Raw genomic sequence first — 18,871 nt, forward strand, 5'->3', positions numbered from 1 at the left:
TCCAGAAAGCTCCCCGGCCCGTGCCGGGGAGATTCAATTTTTGCTTAGAGAGTGCGCTCAACTTGAATCGTTTCAAATACTTCGATTTGGTCACCCGCGCGAACATCGTTGTAGTTTTTCACACCGATACCACACTCCATACCATTTCGAACTTCTTGCACGTCGTCTTTAAAACGACGTAATGATTCAAGCTCACCTTCGTAAATTACAACGTTATCGCGTAACACACGAATAGGTGCCGAACGTTTTACCAGACCCTCAGTAACCATACAGCCCGCAATCGCGCCAATTTTCGGTGATTTAAATACATCACGAACTTCGGCTAGACCAATGATCTGCTGTTTAAACTCAGGAGCCAACATACCTGTCATCGCTTGGCGAACTTCATCAATAACATCGTAGATAACGCTGTAATAACGTAACTCAATGTTTTCGTTTTCAGAAATTCTACGAGCTGTAGCATCGGCACGAACGTTGAAACCGATAACGATAGCATTCGATGCGCCGGCTAAGCTGATATCCGTTTCCGTAATACCACCTACACCACTACCGATAATGTTCACTTTAACTTCATCAGTAGAAAGCTTATTCAGCGATTCGCTAATGGCTTCTAACGAGCCTTGAACGTCGGCTTTAATAACCAAGTTCATATCCGAAACATCGCCTTCTTCCATGCTATTAAACATGTTTTCAAGCTTCGCTTTTTGCTGGCGTGCAAGTTTCACATCACGGTATTTACCTTGGCGATAGTTTGATACTTCGCGAGCTTTACGCTCGTCTTTCACCACGGCTACTTCGTCACCTGCCTGCGGAACTCCTGATAAACCAAGGATTTCTACTGGGATAGATGGGCCGGCCGAATCAACCTCTTGGCCTAGCTCATTGCGCATGGCGCGAATACGTCCGTATTCCAAGCCACACAGCACGATATCACCACGGTTCAATGTACCGCTTTGTACGAGAATAGTAGCTACTGGACCACGGCCCTTATCGAGGCGTGATTCAATTACAATACCAGCGGCCATACCATCAACGTGCGCTTTTAAATCAAGTAATTCTGATTGCAACAGAATCGCTTCTAGCAATGCATCGATGTTTTCACCACTTTTCGCAGATACGTGTACAAACTGAGTTTCACCACCCCATTCTTCAGAAAGAACGTCGTGTTGTGAAAGCTCCGATTTAACCCGATCCGGGTCCGCTTCTGGCTTATCAATTTTGTTCACCGCAACAATCAATGGAACCTTAGCTGCTTTCGCATGCTGAACCGCTTCCACGGTTTGTGGCATAACGCCATCGTCAGCCGCAACAACGAGGATTACAACGTCCGTTGCGCTAGCACCACGGGCACGCATTGATGTAAATGCAGCGTGACCTGGTGTATCCAAGAAGGTGATCATGCCATGGCCAGTATCAACGTGATAAGCACCAATGTGCTGGGTAATACCACCGGCTTCGCCATCGGCTACCTTCGCTTTACGAATGTAATCGAGTAACGATGTTTTACCATGGTCAACGTGGCCCATAACAGTTACTACCGGGGCGCGTGGTTGTAATTCACCATCATCGCCGCGATCGCCAAGAACTGATTGCTCAAGCTCGTTATCTGAAACCGTCGTGAATTTATGGCCCATCTCTTCCACGACTAACGATGCAGTTTCCTGATCGAGTACTTGGTTGATGGTTACCATTTCACCCATTTTCATCATGGTTTTGATAACTTCTGAAGCTTTAACCGCCATGCGGCTCGATAACTCGGCTACAGTAATAGTTTCAGGGATACGCACGATGCGCTCAACTGGCGATGCTGGCTTATTAAAGCCGTGTTGCATGCTTGCTGGGCCTTTCTTGCTGCCTTTCCGGCGGCGCTCACGGCGTGAAGAATCATCTTTATCATCATCCTTGCCACGACGCTTAGTTTTCTTCGCGGTACGACGGCCACGGCGTTCTTCTTCCGTGTCCTGTTGTTCTTCAGCAAACTTAGCAGTAGTTGATGTTGTAAAGTGAACATCTTCAGCTTCAGCTTTCTTCCGGCGGGCTTCTTCTTCTTCCCACCGAGATTGATTTTCTTCCGCTAAACGGCGCGCTTCTTCAGCTTGCAGTTTTGCCGCTTCTTCAACTTTTTTCGCGGTTTCTGCTTCTTGTGCTTTGCGTAAACGCTCAGCCTCAACTTTTGCCGCTTCAGCCTTAGCTTTTTCCTCAGGTGATTTCTCTACCTGTGGTTGTGCCTTGGTTTTAGCTACATCCGCTTTACGCTTCTCGTCCGCTTCTTTTTTCTTCGCTTCAGCTTCTGCTTTCGCTTGTGCACGCGCTTTTGCTTCCGCATCAGCTTTCGCCTTTGCTTCCGCTTCCGCTTTTGCTGCTGCTTCCGCTTCCAAGCGCGCTTGTTCAGCTTCTTGCGCTACACGCTCATCTTCTAAACGTTGCTCTTCTTCTGGCGAACGCTTCACGTAAGTACGCTTCTTGCGCACTTCAACCTGCACAGCTTTCGCTTTGCCAGGTCCAGCGTTAATACTCAATGTACTACGGGTTTTCCGCTTCAGTGTCATTCGGCTTGGCGCTGAGTTTCCATCACCACCATGAGCCTTGTTCAAATGAGCAAGTAAACGCGCTTTCTCATCTTCAGAAACTGTTTCGCTGGCATCTTTCTTTTCAATACCAGCTTCGCTTAGTTGTTTAAGCAAGCGATCAACGGAGGTTCCGATATCACTGGCAAGTTTTTCGATTTTGACTTCTGCCATCTAATTCATACCTCACTTAAACTGTTTATACTTCGTCACTGAACCAGCAAATATTACGAGCTTTCATAATAAGTTCGCCGGCCATTTCTGGCGTCAGTGATTGAATGCTTTCAAGGTCATCAATGCCCTGTTCAGCTAAATCTTCTAGCGTTTTCACGCCCATTGCGGCAAGTTCGTAGGCTAAATGGCTATCCATACCTTCTAGATCCAACAACGTTGAATCAGGTTCAGCGCCTTCCAACGATTCTTCCGTTTTTAAAGCTTTCGTAGTTAAGAAATCACGCGCGCGATTGCGTAGCTCTTCAACAATATCTTCGTCCATGCCTTCTACTGAAAGTAATTCAGCAACCGGAACGTACGCGATTTCTTCTAGGGTTGAGAAACCTTCATCAATCAATACCCCAGCGAACTCTTCATCAATTTCTAAGCCTTCTACAAACAGAGAAGTTAAACGCTCAGACTCAGCTTCGTTGCGAGCATTGAAATCCGCTACTGTCATCACGTTCAATTCCCAGCCGGTTAGCTGGCTAGCCAAACGAACATTCTGACCATTACGGCCAATTGCTTGCGCTAAATTGCCTTCTTCCACCGCTACTTCCATGGTGTGCGTTTCTTCATCCATTACAATCGACACTACTTCAGCAGGTGCCATGGCATTGATAACGAATTGTGCCGGATTATCATCCCACAATACGATATCAACTCGCTCACCACCAAGTTCGCTTGATACCGCTTGCACACGCGCACCACGCATACCTACACAAGCACCTACAGGGTCAATGCGTCGATCGTTACTTTTAACGGCTATTTTAGCACGCGAGCCAGGATCTCGGGCTGCGCCTTTTACTTCGATCATCTCTTCGCCAATCTCTGGCACTTCGATGCGGAACAATTCAATCAAGAAATCTGGGTGGCTGCGGCTAACGAATAGCTGTGCACCACGTGCTTCTGGGCGTACTGCAAATAACAAACCGCGAACGCGATCGCCTGGCCGTACGCTTTCACGTGGAAGCATATCTTCGCGCACTATTACCGCTTCAGCATTATTACCTAAATCGAGTAACACGTTATCGCGCGTTGCTTTTTTAACGATACCGTTAATCAACGTACCTACTTGATCTTCATATTGCTCAACAACCTGCGCCCGCTCAGCTTCACGTACTTTCTGCACGATAACTTGCTTCGCGGTTTGCGTTGTAATGCGATCGAATTCGATTGAATCGATTTGATCTTCAATATAATCGCCGATTTGGATATCTGGCTCATCTACCTGTGCTGCTGATAACGAGATCTCTGCATAAGGGTTTTCTAGTGCCCCATCCGGATCTGCAACAACTTGCCACCGGCGAAACGTATCAAACGCACCAGTATTCCGATCTATGGCTACACGCACATCGATATCGCCACTAGATTTTTTCCTCGTTGCCGTAGCAATCGCGATCTCTAAGGCTTCAAAAATCTTTTCGCGTGGAACTGCTTTCTCATTTGAAACAGCCTCTGCAACCAGCAAAATTTCTTTATTCATGCTCTTGCCTCGTCAACCCGCTAAATTAATCAAACTTTGGTACCAAGTGCGCTTTCTTGATAGTGCTCACTGGTACTTTGAATGAATCGCCACCGATGGTAAACGTTACCACCTCATTATCCACCGCAGTAATTACTGCAGTGAACTTCCGGCGATTTTCTAAAGCAACAGCCAATTGAACTGATGCTTCTTCGCCGATAAAACTTTCGTAGTGAGCCGCTTTAAATAACGGCCGCTCCATACCCGGAGAGGAGACTTCTAAAAAATACTCAGTAGTGATTGGATCTTCAACATCCAATACCGCGCTCACCTGATGGCTCACATCGGCACAATCATCAACAGTAATACCATTTTCATGATCTATATAAACACGCAGCGTTGATTGCTTTGCACGCAGAAATTCTACGCCCACAAGTTCAAAGCCGGCGGCAGCAACTGCCGGGTCTAGCATATTTGTTAGTCGTTCAACCAAAGTTGCCAACTCAACCTCCAGAAACAAAAAAAGGGCATAAAGCCCAGTTCTCAGGTGTCAAAAAACTAATGTCAGTTAGGCTAGATAGCAAAAAGCCCCGGACATTGTCGGGGCTAATTCATAGCGAGCCTTTCGACCTGAGCTTACCGGGTTATGTGGTATCTTATCCGAAGAATACTACATACATGTGACTAAACGCATGACTACCGAAGTAGTACCGTTAAACTCGAACTGGTTGCGGGGGCAGGATTTGAACCTACGACCTTCGGGTTATGAGCCCGACGAGCTACCAGACTGCTCCACCCCGCGTCCGATACATTTCATTATACGCTGTTGCGGTAAAGATTCAACTGCTAATACCCCTAACCGGCATATTAACTAAAAAGAAAAATTACGAATTAACAACAGGATAACAATTTTTTGGTGCCGAAGACGAGATTTGAACTCGTACGCTCATTAGAGCACCACCCCCTCAAGATGGCGTGTCTACCAATTCCACCACTTCGGCGTCAAAAATAATCTGCAACTCTACAACTGCAAGCGCTTAATTACCTGGCGGTAAATCGCTTTCAGGAGCTTGTTGCTCTGAAGTTGGCTCTGATAAATCAATCCAATCTTCAGCTGGAGTACGTTCACCTGCAACGATACCCCCCAATAACAAACTTAATAAAAAGAATGCTACTGCAACGATAGCGGTCATTCGAGTAAGGAAATTACCTGAACCACCTGCACCGAATACTGTGTTTGATGCACCAGCACCAAACGACGCGCCCATATCAGCACCTTTGCCTTGTTGCACCATAATTAATGCAATCAACGCAATAGCTGTTAATAGAAATAAAACCAGTAGAACTTCATACATAAATTTATATATCCTTTGCTGCCTTGCAAATGGCATCAAACTGTTCGGTATCAAGGCTGGCACCGCCAATCAGGCCACCATCAATATCCGCCTGATGAAACAACGTAGAAGCATTATCCGCTTTCACACTGCCACCATACAAAATCTGAATTTTCTGAGCGCTTTCAGGTGCTTTCTTTGCCACCCAATCACGAATCATTTTGTGTACTTCTTGTGCTTGTTCCGGCGTAGCTGTTTTCCCGGTGCCGATAGCCCAAACCGGTTCATACGCTATCACTAGATTATCAAAATCAGCGTCAACCAATGCCGTTTCGAGCTGTTCGCGAATCACCGATTCTACATCATTTGCTTCGCGTTCGGCTAGCGTTTCGCCAACACATAACACAGGGCATAACTTACCTTTCTGAGCTTGCTTAATCTTGCCTGCAATCATTTCATTGCTTTCGGCAAAAATAGCCCGGCGCTCAGAATGACCAATAATCACATAGCTGCAGCCGATATCGCTGAGCATTTCAGCGCTAATTTCGCCCGTAAAGGCGCCACTACCGTGTTCACTACAGTTTTGACCGCCTAGCTTGATTCCCGTAGGCTCAAACAACACTGCTGCGGTTTTTAAATAAACTGCTGGTGGGCATATAACCACATCCACCTGTTCTTGAATATCTACATGATGAAAGTGTTCAGCCATTGTTTTCAACAACGCTGTATTGCCGTTCAACTTCCAGTTTGCAATGACCAGTGTTTGTCTCACTTTGACACCCCTGTCCACTTCTGTAAGCGGCGCAGATAGTACCTGACATCGTGGTCTGATACAAGCGCCGACATGGAAAAAATTACCGATTGCTCATTGCATAAGCAACAAGGTTCACGGTGTAAAAAAACGCAATAGAACGAAGAAAGAATTTAGCTGTTTAATTGATTGCCGATACTTCGCCAGCAATCTGCTGAGCATAAGCTTTTACCGTTGCAGCATCTTTGCCTTCAACCATCACTCGAATCAATGGTTCCGTTCCTGATTTTCGCAGTAAAACGCGACCTTCGCCTCCAAGTGCTCGCTCAACCTCTGAAACTGCCGATTTTACATTATCGGAAGCGAGCGGATCGGTGCCTGGAGTAAAGCGGACATTAATTAGTGATTGTGGGAATTTGCGCATTCCCGTGAGCATCTCGCGCGCGCTACAACCTTCTCGCACCATCGCAGAAAGAAATTGAATCGCGGCTATAATACCGTCGCCAGTACTATGATATTTCAGGTTTATGATATGGCCTGAGCTTTCTCCGCCAATAGACCAGCGTTTGCTACGTAATGCTTCCATCACATAGCGATCACCTACTTTGGCTCGCATGAATGGCACATTCAGCTTTGCCAACGCAACCTCCATGCCCATATTACTCATTACGGTGCCAACAACACCGCCTTCTAAGGTGCCATCTTTAATTGCTTGACGAACCAACGCATAGACAATTTCATCGCCATCAACCACAACACCGTCAGCATCAACAATCATGAGACGATCACCATCACCATCAAGCGCAATACCAATCGCAGCCTTTTCCTCGCGAACTTTTTTCTGCAGCGCAACTAGATCAGTGGCTCCACAACCAGCATTAATATTTAAGCCATTCGGTTCACAACCAATTTCGACAACATTCGCACCGAGCTCGCGCAAAACATTGGGGGCAATATGGTAGGTGGCGCCGTGCGCGCAATCCACCACAATTTTCAACTTACTGAGCGATAACTCACTTGGAAAAGCACTTTTACAAAATTCGATGTAGCGCCCTGCTGCGTCGTCGATACGCGATGCCCGTCCAAGTTGCTCTGAGCTCACGCAATCAAGTTCTTGATCTAGAAAAGCTTCGATTTGGCTCTCTAAATTTTCCGATAATTTGTGGCCACTATCAGAGAAAAATTTAATACCGTTATCGTAATACGGGTTATGTGAAGCACTAATCACAATGCCAGCAGCAGCGCGGAAAGTTCGAGTTAAATAAGCTACCGCGGGCGTAGGCATGGGACCAAGAAATTCCACATTCACGCCAGCCGCCGAAAAACCGGCTTCCAAGGCAGATTCCAGCATGTACCCCGATACCCGTGTATCTTTGCCAATGAGTACTCGCGTATTACCTTCGGCCGCGAGCGCTTTACCCGCAGCCCAACCGAGCTTTAACACAAAATCAGGTGTGATTGGACGATCGCCAACGCGACCTCGAATACCATCAGTGCCAAAATACTTTCCCATAAAGCTCAATACTCTCCTGTTAATGTAGCGGTAACAATCTTCACCGCATCCTTGGTTTCCGCAACATCATGGACGCGCAAAATGGCTGCACCTTTCATCATTGCAATCGTAGCCCCAGAAATACTTGCCGCTAAACGTTCGCTGACCTCGCGACCGGTTACTTTACCCAGCATCGATTTTCGCGAGAGCCCGACAAGTAACGGCAACTCAAAGTCGTGAAAACACTGTAGCCGATGAAGCAGCTCATAATTATGCCTCACGGTTTTACCAAAACCAAATCCAGGATCTAAAAGAATTCGCTCTCGTGCAATTCCGGCGACTTCACAAGCATTGATTCGCTCTTGTAAGAAAGCCTTTATATCCGCAATTAAATTCTCGTATTCCGGTTCAACTTGCATAGTCCGCGGTTGGCCTATCATGTGCATCAAACACACTTGCGCATTACTCTCAGCGGCCGCTGATAATGCCCCCGGCTCCCGCAACGCCCTAACATCATTTATCATCCGAGCGCCAGCATGAACCGCTTCTCGCATAACTGCGGCTTTACTGGTATCTACGGAAATCTGTACAGAAAATTCGCGCGCTAGAGCTTCGATGACTGGAATTACCCGCTCTAGTTCTTCATCTTCGGACACATCGGCAGCTCCTGGTCGTGTTGATTCGCCGCCAACATCTAACCAATCGGCTCCTGCTGAAACCATATCCGCAGCGCGACGCAGCGCGCTATCAATCGAATTATATTGTCCACCATCGGAAAATGAATCTGGTGTTACATTCAAAATACCCATGACTTGAATGCGTTGGCGTTGATGAACCATAAATTTTCCTCGACACAGAATTAACGAAAATACACGAGTTTTATGCTAGCCAAAAAAATGCCCCGAAAACGGGGCATTTTAACATCTTATTTCGATGGCGAACCATCAGGGGCATCTGCATCTGAGGAATCTTCCGGGAACAGATCATCCAAAGATGAATCCGTGCCTTTAGCCTCCTCCTCGACTTTAGAGCCGGTGCCACTAGCCGTATCGCCATTATCGTTATCATGCCAATTTGCTGGCTCGCGAACCTCACGGCGTTCCATCAAATCATCAATTTGGTTTGCATCTAATGTTTCATATTTCATTAATGCATCTTTCATTGAGTGCAAAATATCGATATTTTCTTCAAGAATCTTATAAGAACGATCGTAGTTGCGATCGATAACTGTCCGAATCTCAGCGTCTATCGCCCGCATAGTATCGTCAGAAACCTGCTTATTCTGTGCAACGCCTCGGCCTAAGAATGTCTGGCCTTCATCTTCTGCATAAAGCAGCGGCCCCATTTTCGTGGATAGGCCCCACTGAGTTACCATTTTGCGAGCAATTGCCGTAGCACGTTCGATATCATTCGAAGCGCCGGTGGTTACCTTCTCATCACCGTAGATCAATTGCTCGGCAATACGGCCACCATATAAACTAGAAAGCATGCTTTCTAGATGCTGCTTACTATGGCTTACGCGATCCTGCTCTGGTAAATACATGGTGACACCTAGAGCACGGCCACGAGGAATAATGGAAACCTTATATACTGGGTCGTGATCTGGCACTAAGCGGCCTACAATTGCATGGCCTGCTTCGTGGTATGCCGTCATCTCTTTTTCCGATTCCGTCATGACCATTGATTTGCGCTCAGCACCCATCAATATCTTATCTTTCGCTTTTTCAAACTCAGCCATGGAAACCACGCGGCGGTTTTCACGTGCCGCAAATAACGCAGCTTCGTTCACTAAGTTGGCCAAATCAGCACCCGAGAAACCAGGTGTTCCGCGAGCGATTACGCTAGGTTCAACATCGTCAGCAATTGGCACTTTGCGCATATGCACTTTTAGAATCTGCGCGCGGCCACGAACATCAGGTAAACCAACGGTAACCTGGCGGTCAAAGCGACCTGGACGTAACAATGCAGGATCCAATACGTCTGGGCGGTTAGTAGCAGCGATAACAATGATACCTTCATTGCCTTCAAAGCCATCCATCTCTACTAGCATTTGGTTTAGGGTTTGTTCACGTTCATCATGACCACCACCTAGACCAGCACCGCGCTGACGGCCTACTGCATCGATTTCATCGATAAAGATAATGCATGGTGCAGCTTTTTTCGCTTGCTCGAACATATCGCGCACTCGCGATGCACCAACACCCACAAACATTTCTACGAAATCAGAACCAGAAATAGTATAAAACGGAACCTTCGCTTCACCAGCTACTGCCTTAGCAAGCAAGGTTTTACCAGTACCCGGAGGACCTACCATCAATACGCCTTTCGGAATATGGCCACCTAAACGTTGGAATTTTGCTGGATCGCGCAAGAAATCGACCAATTCGGCAACTTCTTCTTTTGCTTCTTCACAGCCAGCAACATCTGCCAATGTTGTTTTAACTTGGTCTTCACCCATCAAGCGCGCTTTGCTTTTACCAAACGACATGGCGCCTTTACCGCCACCACCTTGCATTTGGCGCATAAAGAATATCCATACGGCAATGAGCAAGAGCATTGGGAACCAAGAAATAAAGATAGTACCCAGCAGGCTGCGTGATTCCGGCTCTTGGTATTTAACCGTTACATTACCTTGGCTTAACAGCTCGTTTAACAAATCTTGATCTTGTGCTGGCATTACCGTACGGAATTCTTCTCCGCTACGGCGTACACCTTCAATCGAGCGCTTCGATTCGCTAATAGTTACTTCGCGAACATCGCCGCGATTTACATCACGAACAAATTCAGAATAGGCATAAGCTTGGGTTTCATTACTACCCGGATTGATCCCTTGGAATACGCTCATCAGCACTACGGCGATGACCAACCAAAGAATGAGATTTTTTGCCATGTCGCTCAACGTTATTACCTCTCAACATGTTGCAGAACAAACCAATTGGCTCATTCAGAATACTAAGTGTAAGGTTACTATATTTTGTATCCACTAGCTACCAGATACACTTCCCTTGACCGTGCTCGTGATGAATCCGGCTTTCTTACTTTCACAGAGGTAAATGCTTGCCGAACCTCTTTTAAGAACACATCTGACCCTTCACCCTGAAATACTTTGACCACAAAAGCACCGCCAGGTTTTAACACTTGCTTACACATTTCTAATGCCAGCTCAACTAAATACATAGAGCGAGGCTGATCGACAGCATCGGTGCCGCTGAAATTAGGTGCCATATCTGAAAGCAATACATCAACAGTTGCGCCGCCGATACGATTCAACAAAGCGTTTAGTACCGCTTCCTCGCGAAAATCACCTTGCAAGAATTCCACACCAGCAATCGGGTCCATTTCAAGAATATCGCAGGCAATAACTTCACCTTGGCCATCTTGCATAGCGGCAACATACTGCGACCACCCACCAGGTGCAGCACCTAAATCTACTACGGTTTGGCCGGGCCGAAGGATCTTATCGCGTTTCTGAATCTCTTCTAATTTGAAAACCGCACGCGAGCGCAAACCTTGCTTTTGCGCTTTCTGTACATATTGATCATCAAAATGCTCTTTCAACCAGCGGCTACTGCTGGCTGAGCGTTTTTTCTTGGTCATGAAACCTCAACTATTTTAACTCTTACTGGCTCGTATACTCAGATGGCGTTAGAATACAGGAAATTCAAGTAGTCTGCTCGTTCTCTGTCGCAAAGCAATACGATTGCAGCTATCATTTAATTCTATTATTGATTCTAAACAAGAATCCAAGGGCAGCAAACAATGCAACTGAGCAATAAACAAAAGCAATTCCTAAAAGGCCTCGCACATCCATTAAAGCCGGTAGTTTTACTCGGTGGGAATGGCCTAACTGAGGGCGTTCTAGCTGAAATCGAACTCGCACTCGAACATCACGAACTCATTAAAATCAAAGTTCCTGAGGAAGACCGTGAAATGCGCCAAGCTATTTACGATGCGATTGTACGGGAGACAGCTGGCGTGCAAGTTCAAGTAATTGGTAAAACGCTGGTGTTATATCGCCCAGCTCGCGAACCAAAATTGAAACTTCCAAAGTAAACATTGCAACGTAATTGAACCTTAAATAAAAAATCGAGCGCTTAACCGCTCGATTTTTTTTCAAACTTCCATGCCACAGTAGTATTTTGGATGCTCATTCCTTCAGTGTTTCAGCCATTCGTTCCAACGTTACCGAGCGTAACTCAGGCTCAGCACTTAACGATTCATACACACTCAGAAATAACTGCATATTATCTTCACTCGTTTGCAAATCATGGCGAGCAAAAATTGCTTGTATGTATTGAAGTGCCTCTAACACTTTATTTAATTGCAGATTATCGCCGTGATAAGCGGCTGCCGCTTCTCCCAGCTCTTTGCGTAAATGATGTTGCAGCAGCGCTTGCGGAACTTTCAGGCTGCGGCCTGGGGCGAAAAACCAATCTAGTGAAATTTCTTTTTCTAATAAAATAGGGATAAGCGTTTTATAAGGAACCGTCCCTCTCGTTCGCCAATTATTCAAAGCTGATTTACCCAGCCCCAACCAACTGGCGATTTCTGCATCGCGTTTGAGTCCGGATGCAACTCCCGCATACTCTAGAACCTGCTCAATAGTGAGCCCAATATCCTTGCTTTTACTCATTTGGTGTGCTTTTATTTACCCGAACTCAAATGAGGAATTAGAATATTCATTTGAGTTACGTTTGAGTTAAATGTGAACCTGTATGTAAATATAAAAATGGATAGAAATCAAATAAAAAAAGCGTTAGCTGAGAAAGGATACGATTTCAGCATGCTAGCGGAAGTAATGGAGCGAAGCCCCTCGCTAGTTTCTAAGGTAGCGGCGCGTCAGGCGCGCTCTCGGCTTATTGCCAACGCGATAGCCAAAGTTTTGGATACCGATATTCGCGATATATTTCCAGATGTTGTTGAATATCATCACCCTAAAGCAACGAGTAACTCTGAGCGCGAGCAACGTAAAGAACAATTAGCCAAGTTATTAAAAGATAAATAATGGCTTAAAGTTAAACCAAACGTGATGGTAAGGGGTTAGTTTTTAAACTAAAAAAGCTCTACAAGTTTATCTTGTAGAGCTTTTCTTTTACTCAATTTTTGCTTTGAGATAGGTGATTAGTTAAAAATCAGCGCGTTACAAATACTCAACTTTAACTATTTCATACTCAACTTCGCCACCCGGTGTATTAACAATAGCTGAATCATCAACTTCTTTGCCAATCAAACCACGTGATAACGGCGAGTTTACTGAAATTAGGTTTTTCTTAATGTCAGCCTCGTCATCGCCCACAATTCGATAAGTTACTTCTTCATCAGAACTGGTATTAAACACGGTTACGGTTGCACCAAAAATAACTTTGCCGTTATTCGGGATTTTCGTAACATCAATAACTTGTGAGTTTGATAACTTCGATTCAATTTCTTGAATACGCCCTTCGCAGAAGCTTTGTTGCTCGCGAGCGGCATGGTATTCCGCATTTTCTTTTAAATCACCATGTTCACGCGCATCTGCGATTGCTTGAATGATCCGCGGCCTATCTTCACTTTTCAAACGTTTTAATTCAGCTTGCAGAGATTCAGCCCCTGCAACTGTCATTGGAATATTACTCATTGATTTAAAATCCTCTTGTGCAGCTCCTGGACCGAACTTACACGAGCTCGGTCGTTTACTGTGTGTGCTTTCACAGCAGCAAATCCTGCGTTTAATGTGGTGGTATAACTAACATTATTCAATAACGCTTCACGACGAATATAAACGGAATCCTCAATCGCTTGGCGCCCTTCCACCGTGTTAATAATATAGCTGTATTCGCCGTTTTTCACCGCGTCAACAATATTCGGACGGCCTTCCTGCAGCTTATTAACTACGCTACAGTGAATTCCTTGCTCTTGCAAAATCTTCGCGGTTCCTCGCGTAGCTTCTACAGTAAAACCAAGGGCTGTAAGGCCTCGTGCTAAATCGATTGCGCGTTTTTTATCACCTTCCCGCACCGATAGTAACGCTTTTCCTTTTAATGGTAACGCTTGTCCTGCACCTAAGTTCGCCTTGGCGTAAGCCTCTTCAAAGCTTTCACCTACACCCATAACTTCACCCGTAGAGCGCATTTCTGGGCCACGAATAGGATCAACACCTTGGAACTTAGCAAATGGTACCACAACTTCTTTCACCGAGTAGTATGGTGGTATCACCTCTAACAAACAGTTCTGCTCTTTCAGTGATTGCCCAGCCATAACCCGAGCCGCTACTTTCGCTAACTGAATACCCGTTGCTTTGGAAACAAACGGAACCGTTCGCGCAGCGCGAGGGTTCACCTCAATCAGGTAAATTTCATTATTCTGAATTGCAAACTGCGTATTCATCAAACCACGAACATTCAATTCAAACGCTAATTTGGTAACTTGCTCGCGTAATTCAGCCTGTAACATATCACTTAACGAATACGGTGGTAATGAACATGCCGAATCACCCGAGTGAACCCCAGCTTGCTCGATGTGCTGCATAATGCCGCCAATCATCACATTATCGCCATCGCAAATAGCATCGATATCGACTTCAATTGCATTATCGAGGAAACGATCCAACAACACTGGAGCTGAATTCGAAACCTTCACGGCATCGGTTAAGTAACGGCGTAAATCCGCTTCATCATAAACGATTTCCATAGCCCGGCCACCCAATACATAAGATGGACGAACAACTAATGGGAAGCCAATGCGAGCCGATTCAATCATGGCCTGTTCAATATTGGTAATCGTTGCGTTTTCTGGCTGTTTTAAGCCTAAACGCTCAACGGCTGTTTGGAAACGTTCACGATCCTCAGCCCGATCAATAGCATCTGGAGAAGTACCGATAATAGGTACGCCATTGGCTTCAAGCGCACGCGCCAATTTCAGCGGTGTTTGTCCGCCGTATTGAACAATCACACCTTTAGGTTGTTCTATGCGAACGATTTCAAGCACATCTTCCAGCGTAATGGGTTCGAAGTACAAACGATCGGATGTATCGTAATCGGTAGAAACTGTTTCTGGGTTACAGTTCACCATAATGGTTTCATAACCATCTTCACGCAACGCCAACGAAGCATGCACACAACAGTAATCAAACTCGATGCCTTGACCGATACGGTTTGGCCCGCCACCAATGACCATGATCTTATCTCGGTTCGATGGCCGTGCTTCGCACTCTTCATCATAGGTGGAATACATGTATGCGGTTTCAGAAGCAAATTCCGCAGCACAGGTATCAACTCGTTTGTACACAGGGAAAATTGAAAACTCTTCACGGCGCTTGCGCACTTCATTTTCATGAATATCGAGAACATCCGCCAAACGTGCATCGGAAAATCCTTTGCGCTTCAGATAACGCAAACTATCCGCATCCAAGCCCGCTAGGCCAGCTTGCGCTACTTCAGCTTCCAGTAAAACGATCTCTTCGAGTTGTACCAAGTACCAACGATCAATTTTGGTTAAATCGAATACTTCATCAACACTCATGCCCAACCGGAAGGCATCGCCGATATACCAGATACGCTCAGCGCCAGCTTCTTTAAGCTCACGAATAATTCGCGTTCGAGCCTCGTCTTTATCGGTTAAATCCAGCATTGGATCTAAACCATTCATGCCGAGCTCTAAGCCGCGCAATGCTTTTTGCAGCGATTCTTGTTGGTTACGGCCAATCGCCATCACTTCACCCACAGATTTCATTTGTGTGGTTAAGCGATCATTGGCACCGGGGAACTTTTCAAAGTTAAAACGCGGTATTTTAGTAACCACATAATCAATTGCAGGTTCAAACGAAGCCGGGGTAACACCACCGGTAATTTCGTTAGAAAGTTCGTCGAGGGTGTAGCCCACAGCCAATTTCGCAGCAACTTTCGCTATTGGAAAGCCGGTTGCTTTCGAAGCAAGCGCAGAAGAACGGCTTACTCGCGGGTTCATCTCAATAATAACCATGCGCCCGGTATCTGGACAGATACCAAATTGCACATTCGAACCACCAGTTTCTACACCAATTTCACGCAATACCGCCATCGATGCATCGCGCATGATTTGGTATTCTTTATCGGACAGTGTTTGTGCCGGTGCTACGGTAATGGAATCACCGGTATGAATACCCATTGGATCGAAGTTTTCAATCGAGCAAACGATAATGCAGTTATCGTTTTTATCCCGCACCACTTCCATCTCATACTCTTTCCAACCAATTAATGATTCATCAATCAATAATTCGTTATTACGCGATAAAGCTAAACCGCGCTTACAAATTTCTTCAAATTCATCGCGGTTATAGGCGATACCACCACCACTGCCACCCATGGTAAACGAAGGGCGGATAATGCATGGGAAGCCAATGCGCTCGAGCACGCCAAAAGCTTCTTCCATACTATGGGCGATTTCTGCATGAGGCGTTTCTAAACCAATCGATTTCATGGCTTTATCGAAACGATCGCGATCTTCTGCTTTATCAATCGCATCAGCGGTAGCGCCAATCATTTCAACATTGTACTTTTCTAAAATACCGCGCGCATCAAGCTCTAAAGCGCAATTTAGCGCAGTCTGCCCGCCCATCGTTGGCAAAATCGCATCTGGCCGCTCGCGTTCAATGATTTTTTCAACCACTTCCCAATGAATAGGCTCGATATATGTTGCATCGGCCATCTCTGGATCGGTCATTATCGTTGCCGGGTTCGAGTTCACTAGAATTACCCGGTAGCCTTCTTCCCTGAGTGCTTTACACGCTTGTGCGCCCGAGTAATCAAACTCGCAAGCTTGCCCAATCACAATTGGGCCAGCGCCGATAATCAAAATACTCTGTATGTCTGTACGTTTTGGCATAGTGACAACTCTTTCTCAATTAACGGGTGGCGGCGGAACTCGAACTACTAGCAACATCGAGAAGCTCAATAAAGTGATCAAACAACTCAGCAGCATCATGGGGGCCTGGGCTGGCTTCCGGATGCCCTTGGAAGCTAAATGCCGGCAGTTGAGTATGGTGAATACCCTGCAAGGTGCCATCAAATAAGGATTTATGGGTTGCCTTTAAATGTTCTGGTAAGCTTGCTTCATCAACCGCGAAACCATGATTTTGACTCGTAATCATAACTCTTCCCGTGGCGAGATCTTGCACCGGGTGATTCGCGCCATGATGCCCATGCTTCATTTTCACTGTTTTCGCACCGGTGGCTAAAGCCAATAATTGATGCCCTAAACAGATGCCAAATATCGGTAGCTTTTTCTCCAGAAATACTTTGATCGCTGCAATCGCATAATCACACGGCGCCGGATCCCCAGGGCCATTGGATAAAAATATACCATCCGGTTGCAGAGCAAGAACGTCATCCGCCGATGTTTGCGCTGGCACCACTGTGATTTTACATCCGCGGTCGGCGAGCATACGAAGGATATTTAATTTCGCACCAAAATCGTAAGCAACTACATGAAAACGCGTTTCACCTTGTTCAGCGTGGCCAGCACCGAGCTTCCAAGTGCCCTCTGTCCACGGATAAGTGGTATCACACGTGGCTACCTTAGCCAAATCCATCCCCGCTAGGCCTGGAAATGCTTTAGCAGCCGATAACGCTTCCGCGATTGGCGCTTCACTGCCTGCAGCATAGGTAATAATACAACCATTCTGTGCCCCAGTTTCACGCAAACGATTGGTTAATCGGCGGGTATCGATATCCGCGATGCCAAGAATGTTTTGCGCTTTAAGATAATCACTGAGGGATTGAGTACTACGGAAATTACTAGCTATGGGAGATAAATCGCGGATCACTAAACCTTTGGCCCAAATACGAGAAGATTCTGAATCTTCGGGGGTGGTGCCGTAATTGCCAATATGGGGATAAGTGAGAGTAACTATCTGTTCTGCGTATGAAGGATCGGTCAATATTTCCTGATAACCTGTCATCGCTGTATTAAAAACAACTTCACCAACAGCCTGCCCATCTGCACCAATTGCTGTGCCATTAAAAACAGTGCCGTCAGCGAGAACCAGGATTGCCCTGCGTTTGGTCTTACTCGCCGAAATACTCAAGGGTACCTCCGAACATAAAAAAACGGGCAAGTTGAATATCACTCCCCCGCTTTACACCGAATCATGCACAGCCAGACCCTCATCATTTACAACTACAAGCGTGTTGTACGCTTTTTCACTGTATTCTGCGGATGGCTGCACCTGTGCTTGCCGGCGTTCGGCAAATTGTTCTTATGATACTAAAAAAGCGGTTTTCAGTCTAGCCCGAGCATATCCTTCATGGCATAAAAACCTGCATTTTTTTGTTTCGCCAGCCATGCCGCAGCGCGCAGGGCTCCATCAGCAAATGTACTGCGATTCGCAACTCGATGTGTCAGTTCAATACGTTCGCCCGCCACCACTAAATAAACTGTATGTTCACCTACGATATCACCTGCTCTAATACTGGCAAAACCAATACTGCCAGCCTTGTGAACCTGATCAACGCCATTCCGATCATAGGCTGCTACTTCGTCTAAGTTCTTGCCGCGGCCACGGGCGGCCGATTCACCGAGGAGCAACGCCGTACCTGAAGGCGCATCTTTTTTCTTAGTGTGGTGTGCTTCCAGAATTTCGATATCCGCATCACTGCCAAGCACCCGGCTTGCATTTTCAGTAAGCGCCGCCAATAAATTAATCCCAACACTCGTGTTGGCGGCATACAAGATCGGCAACTGAGCCGCTACTGCCCGCATATTGGCTGCCGTTTCATCATCAAAGCCTGTAGTACAAATAACCGCTGCTACGCCATAGTTTTTGTAGGTTTCTAAGCGTTCAGTGAGCGTTTCAGGTAAGGCGAAATCAATAACTATATCGGCGTTATCTAAAACCGCAAAATCTGCGGATACTTTAATACCGTTTTCGCCACACCCCGCAAGAATGCCAGAATCAACACCTTCAGCCGCAGAGTTCGCGCGCCCCAGCGCGGCAACTAATTTAAAATCAGTAGCATGCTCAATGGCGGCAACAATCTGCCGCCCCATTCGTCCACTCGCGCCAACTACCGCTAAATTGATTGGTTTCATTTC

16 protein-coding genes and 2 tRNA genes are annotated in these 18,871 nt (G+C 46.2%); 2 read left to right on the top strand and 16 right to left on the bottom strand.

The genetic code is table 11. From position 1 onward, the window contains the following. Positions 1–44 precede the first annotated feature (44 nt). The 11 genes from infB to rlmE form a co-directional block, all read right to left on the bottom strand. Positions 45–2,741 (bottom strand): translation initiation factor IF-2, encoded by a 2,697-nt coding sequence (infB, locus tag CWE13_RS03590; RefSeq protein WP_126805968.1) that lies wholly within the window; start codon positions 2,739–2,741, stop codon positions 45–47. Between the two features lie 25 nt (positions 2,742–2,766). After that, positions 2,767–4,266 (bottom strand): transcription termination factor NusA, encoded by a 1,500-nt coding sequence (nusA, locus tag CWE13_RS03595; protein WP_126805970.1) that lies wholly within the window; start codon positions 4,264–4,266, stop codon positions 2,767–2,769. A 25-nt stretch (positions 4,267–4,291) separates the two neighbouring features. Then, positions 4,292–4,747, bottom strand: a complete 456-nt coding sequence (rimP, locus tag CWE13_RS03600; protein WP_126805972.1) for a ribosome maturation factor RimP — start codon at positions 4,745–4,747, stop codon at positions 4,292–4,294. 223 nt (positions 4,748–4,970) lie between these two features. Then, positions 4,971–5,047: transfer RNA gene (locus CWE13_RS03605), tRNA-Met, on the bottom strand. 112 nt (positions 5,048–5,159) lie between these two features. Beyond that, positions 5,160–5,246: transfer RNA gene (locus tag CWE13_RS03610), tRNA-Leu, on the bottom strand. Positions 5,247–5,282: 36 nt separating this feature from the next. After that, positions 5,283–5,600, bottom strand: a complete 318-nt coding sequence (secG, locus tag CWE13_RS03615; RefSeq protein ID WP_126805973.1) for a preprotein translocase subunit SecG — start codon at positions 5,598–5,600, stop codon at positions 5,283–5,285. A gap of 4 nt (positions 5,601–5,604) precedes the next feature. Then, on the bottom strand, positions 5,605–6,351 hold the full coding sequence (tpiA, locus tag CWE13_RS03620; RefSeq protein WP_126805975.1) for a triose-phosphate isomerase: 747 nt from the start codon (positions 6,349–6,351) through the stop codon (positions 5,605–5,607). A 160-nt stretch (positions 6,352–6,511) separates the two neighbouring features. Beyond that, complete coding sequence (gene glmM, locus CWE13_RS03625; protein WP_126805977.1) at positions 6,512–7,843, bottom strand: phosphoglucosamine mutase; 1,332 nt, start codon at positions 7,841–7,843, stop codon at positions 6,512–6,514. A gap of 5 nt (positions 7,844–7,848) precedes the next feature. Then, positions 7,849–8,661 carry a dihydropteroate synthase gene (folP, locus tag CWE13_RS03630; RefSeq protein ID WP_126805979.1) on the bottom strand — a complete coding sequence of 271 codons (813 nt, stop codon included), beginning with the start codon at positions 8,659–8,661 and terminating at the stop codon, positions 7,849–7,851. 86 nt (positions 8,662–8,747) lie between these two features. Further along, entirely contained in the window at positions 8,748–10,721 is a 1,974-nt protein-coding gene (gene ftsH, locus CWE13_RS03635; protein ID WP_126805980.1) for an ATP-dependent zinc metalloprotease FtsH, read from the bottom strand. A gap of 68 nt (positions 10,722–10,789) precedes the next feature. Beyond that, positions 10,790–11,419, bottom strand: coding sequence for a 23S rRNA (uridine(2552)-2'-O)-methyltransferase RlmE (gene rlmE / locus CWE13_RS03640; protein WP_126805982.1), 630 nt, complete (start codon positions 11,417–11,419; stop codon positions 10,790–10,792). A gap of 162 nt (positions 11,420–11,581) precedes the next feature. On the opposite strand from rlmE, the gene yhbY reads away from it, so the two are divergent. Then, positions 11,582–11,875, top strand: coding sequence for a ribosome assembly RNA-binding protein YhbY (gene yhbY, locus CWE13_RS03645; protein WP_126805984.1), 294 nt, complete (start codon positions 11,582–11,584; stop codon positions 11,873–11,875). Between the two features lie 94 nt (positions 11,876–11,969). On the opposite strand, the gene CWE13_RS03650 is transcribed toward yhbY, so the two are convergent. Beyond that, on the bottom strand, positions 11,970–12,455 hold the full coding sequence (locus CWE13_RS03650; protein WP_126805986.1) for a helix-turn-helix domain-containing protein: 486 nt from the start codon (positions 12,453–12,455) through the stop codon (positions 11,970–11,972). Positions 12,456–12,551: 96 nt separating this feature from the next. On the opposite strand from CWE13_RS03650, the gene CWE13_RS03655 reads away from it, so the two are divergent. After that, complete coding sequence (locus CWE13_RS03655; protein WP_126805988.1) at positions 12,552–12,827, top strand: helix-turn-helix domain-containing protein; 276 nt, start codon at positions 12,552–12,554, stop codon at positions 12,825–12,827. Positions 12,828–12,962: 135 nt separating this feature from the next. On the opposite strand, the gene greA is transcribed toward CWE13_RS03655, so the two are convergent. The 4 genes from greA to dapB form a co-directional block, all read right to left on the bottom strand. Then, entirely contained in the window at positions 12,963–13,439 is a 477-nt protein-coding gene (gene greA, locus CWE13_RS03660) for a transcription elongation factor GreA (protein WP_126805990.1), read from the bottom strand. Further along, complete coding sequence (gene carB, locus CWE13_RS03665; protein WP_126805992.1) at positions 13,436–16,663, bottom strand: carbamoyl-phosphate synthase large subunit; 3,228 nt, start codon at positions 16,661–16,663, stop codon at positions 13,436–13,438. Before carB ends, greA begins: the two co-directional genes overlap by 4 nt. 19 nt (positions 16,664–16,682) lie before the next feature. After that, positions 16,683–17,864, bottom strand: coding sequence for a glutamine-hydrolyzing carbamoyl-phosphate synthase small subunit (gene carA / locus CWE13_RS03670; RefSeq protein ID WP_126805993.1), 1,182 nt, complete (start codon positions 17,862–17,864; stop codon positions 16,683–16,685). 194 nt (positions 17,865–18,058) lie between these two features. After that, the gene (gene dapB, locus CWE13_RS03675; RefSeq protein WP_126805995.1) at positions 18,059–18,868 is read right to left on the bottom strand and encodes a 4-hydroxy-tetrahydrodipicolinate reductase; all 810 of its coding nucleotides are present in this window, start codon (positions 18,866–18,868) and stop codon (positions 18,059–18,061) included. Positions 18,869–18,871 lie beyond the last annotated feature (3 nt).

The sequence above is a fragment of the Aliidiomarina shirensis genome, assembly GCF_003987345.1.
GTDB classification, from domain to species: domain Bacteria; phylum Pseudomonadota; class Gammaproteobacteria; order Enterobacterales; family Alteromonadaceae; genus Aliidiomarina; species Aliidiomarina shirensis.

Bases quoted from the DNA above. Each gene is read 5' to 3' on its own strand.
- dapB (WP_126805995.1), bottom strand. From the start codon at position 18,868: ATGAAACCAATCAATTTAGCGGTAGTTGGCGCGAGTGGACGAATGGGG.
- CWE13_RS03655 (WP_126805988.1), top strand. From the start codon at position 12,552: ATGGATAGAAATCAAATAAAAAAAGCGTTAGCTGAGAAAGGATACGAT.
- secG (WP_126805973.1), bottom strand. From the start codon at position 5,600: ATGTATGAAGTTCTACTGGTTTTATTTCTATTAACAGCTATTGCGTTG.
- rlmE (WP_126805982.1), bottom strand. From the start codon at position 11,419: ATGACCAAGAAAAAACGCTCAGCCAGCAGTAGCCGCTGGTTGAAAGAG.
- yhbY (WP_126805984.1), top strand. From the start codon at position 11,582: ATGCAACTGAGCAATAAACAAAAGCAATTCCTAAAAGGCCTCGCACAT.
- carB (WP_126805992.1), bottom strand. From the start codon at position 16,663: ATGCCAAAACGTACAGACATACAGAGTATTTTGATTATCGGCGCTGGC.
- folP (WP_126805979.1), bottom strand. From the start codon at position 8,661: ATGGTTCATCAACGCCAACGCATTCAAGTCATGGGTATTTTGAATGTA.
- CWE13_RS03650 (WP_126805986.1), bottom strand. From the start codon at position 12,455: ATGAGTAAAAGCAAGGATATTGGGCTCACTATTGAGCAGGTTCTAGAG.
- infB (WP_126805968.1), bottom strand. From the start codon at position 2,741: ATGGCAGAAGTCAAAATCGAAAAACTTGCCAGTGATATCGGAACCTCC.
- glmM (WP_126805977.1), bottom strand. From the start codon at position 7,843: ATGGGAAAGTATTTTGGCACTGATGGTATTCGAGGTCGCGTTGGCGAT.
- greA (WP_126805990.1), bottom strand. From the start codon at position 13,439: ATGAGTAATATTCCAATGACAGTTGCAGGGGCTGAATCTCTGCAAGCT.
- nusA (WP_126805970.1), bottom strand. From the start codon at position 4,266: ATGAATAAAGAAATTTTGCTGGTTGCAGAGGCTGTTTCAAATGAGAAA.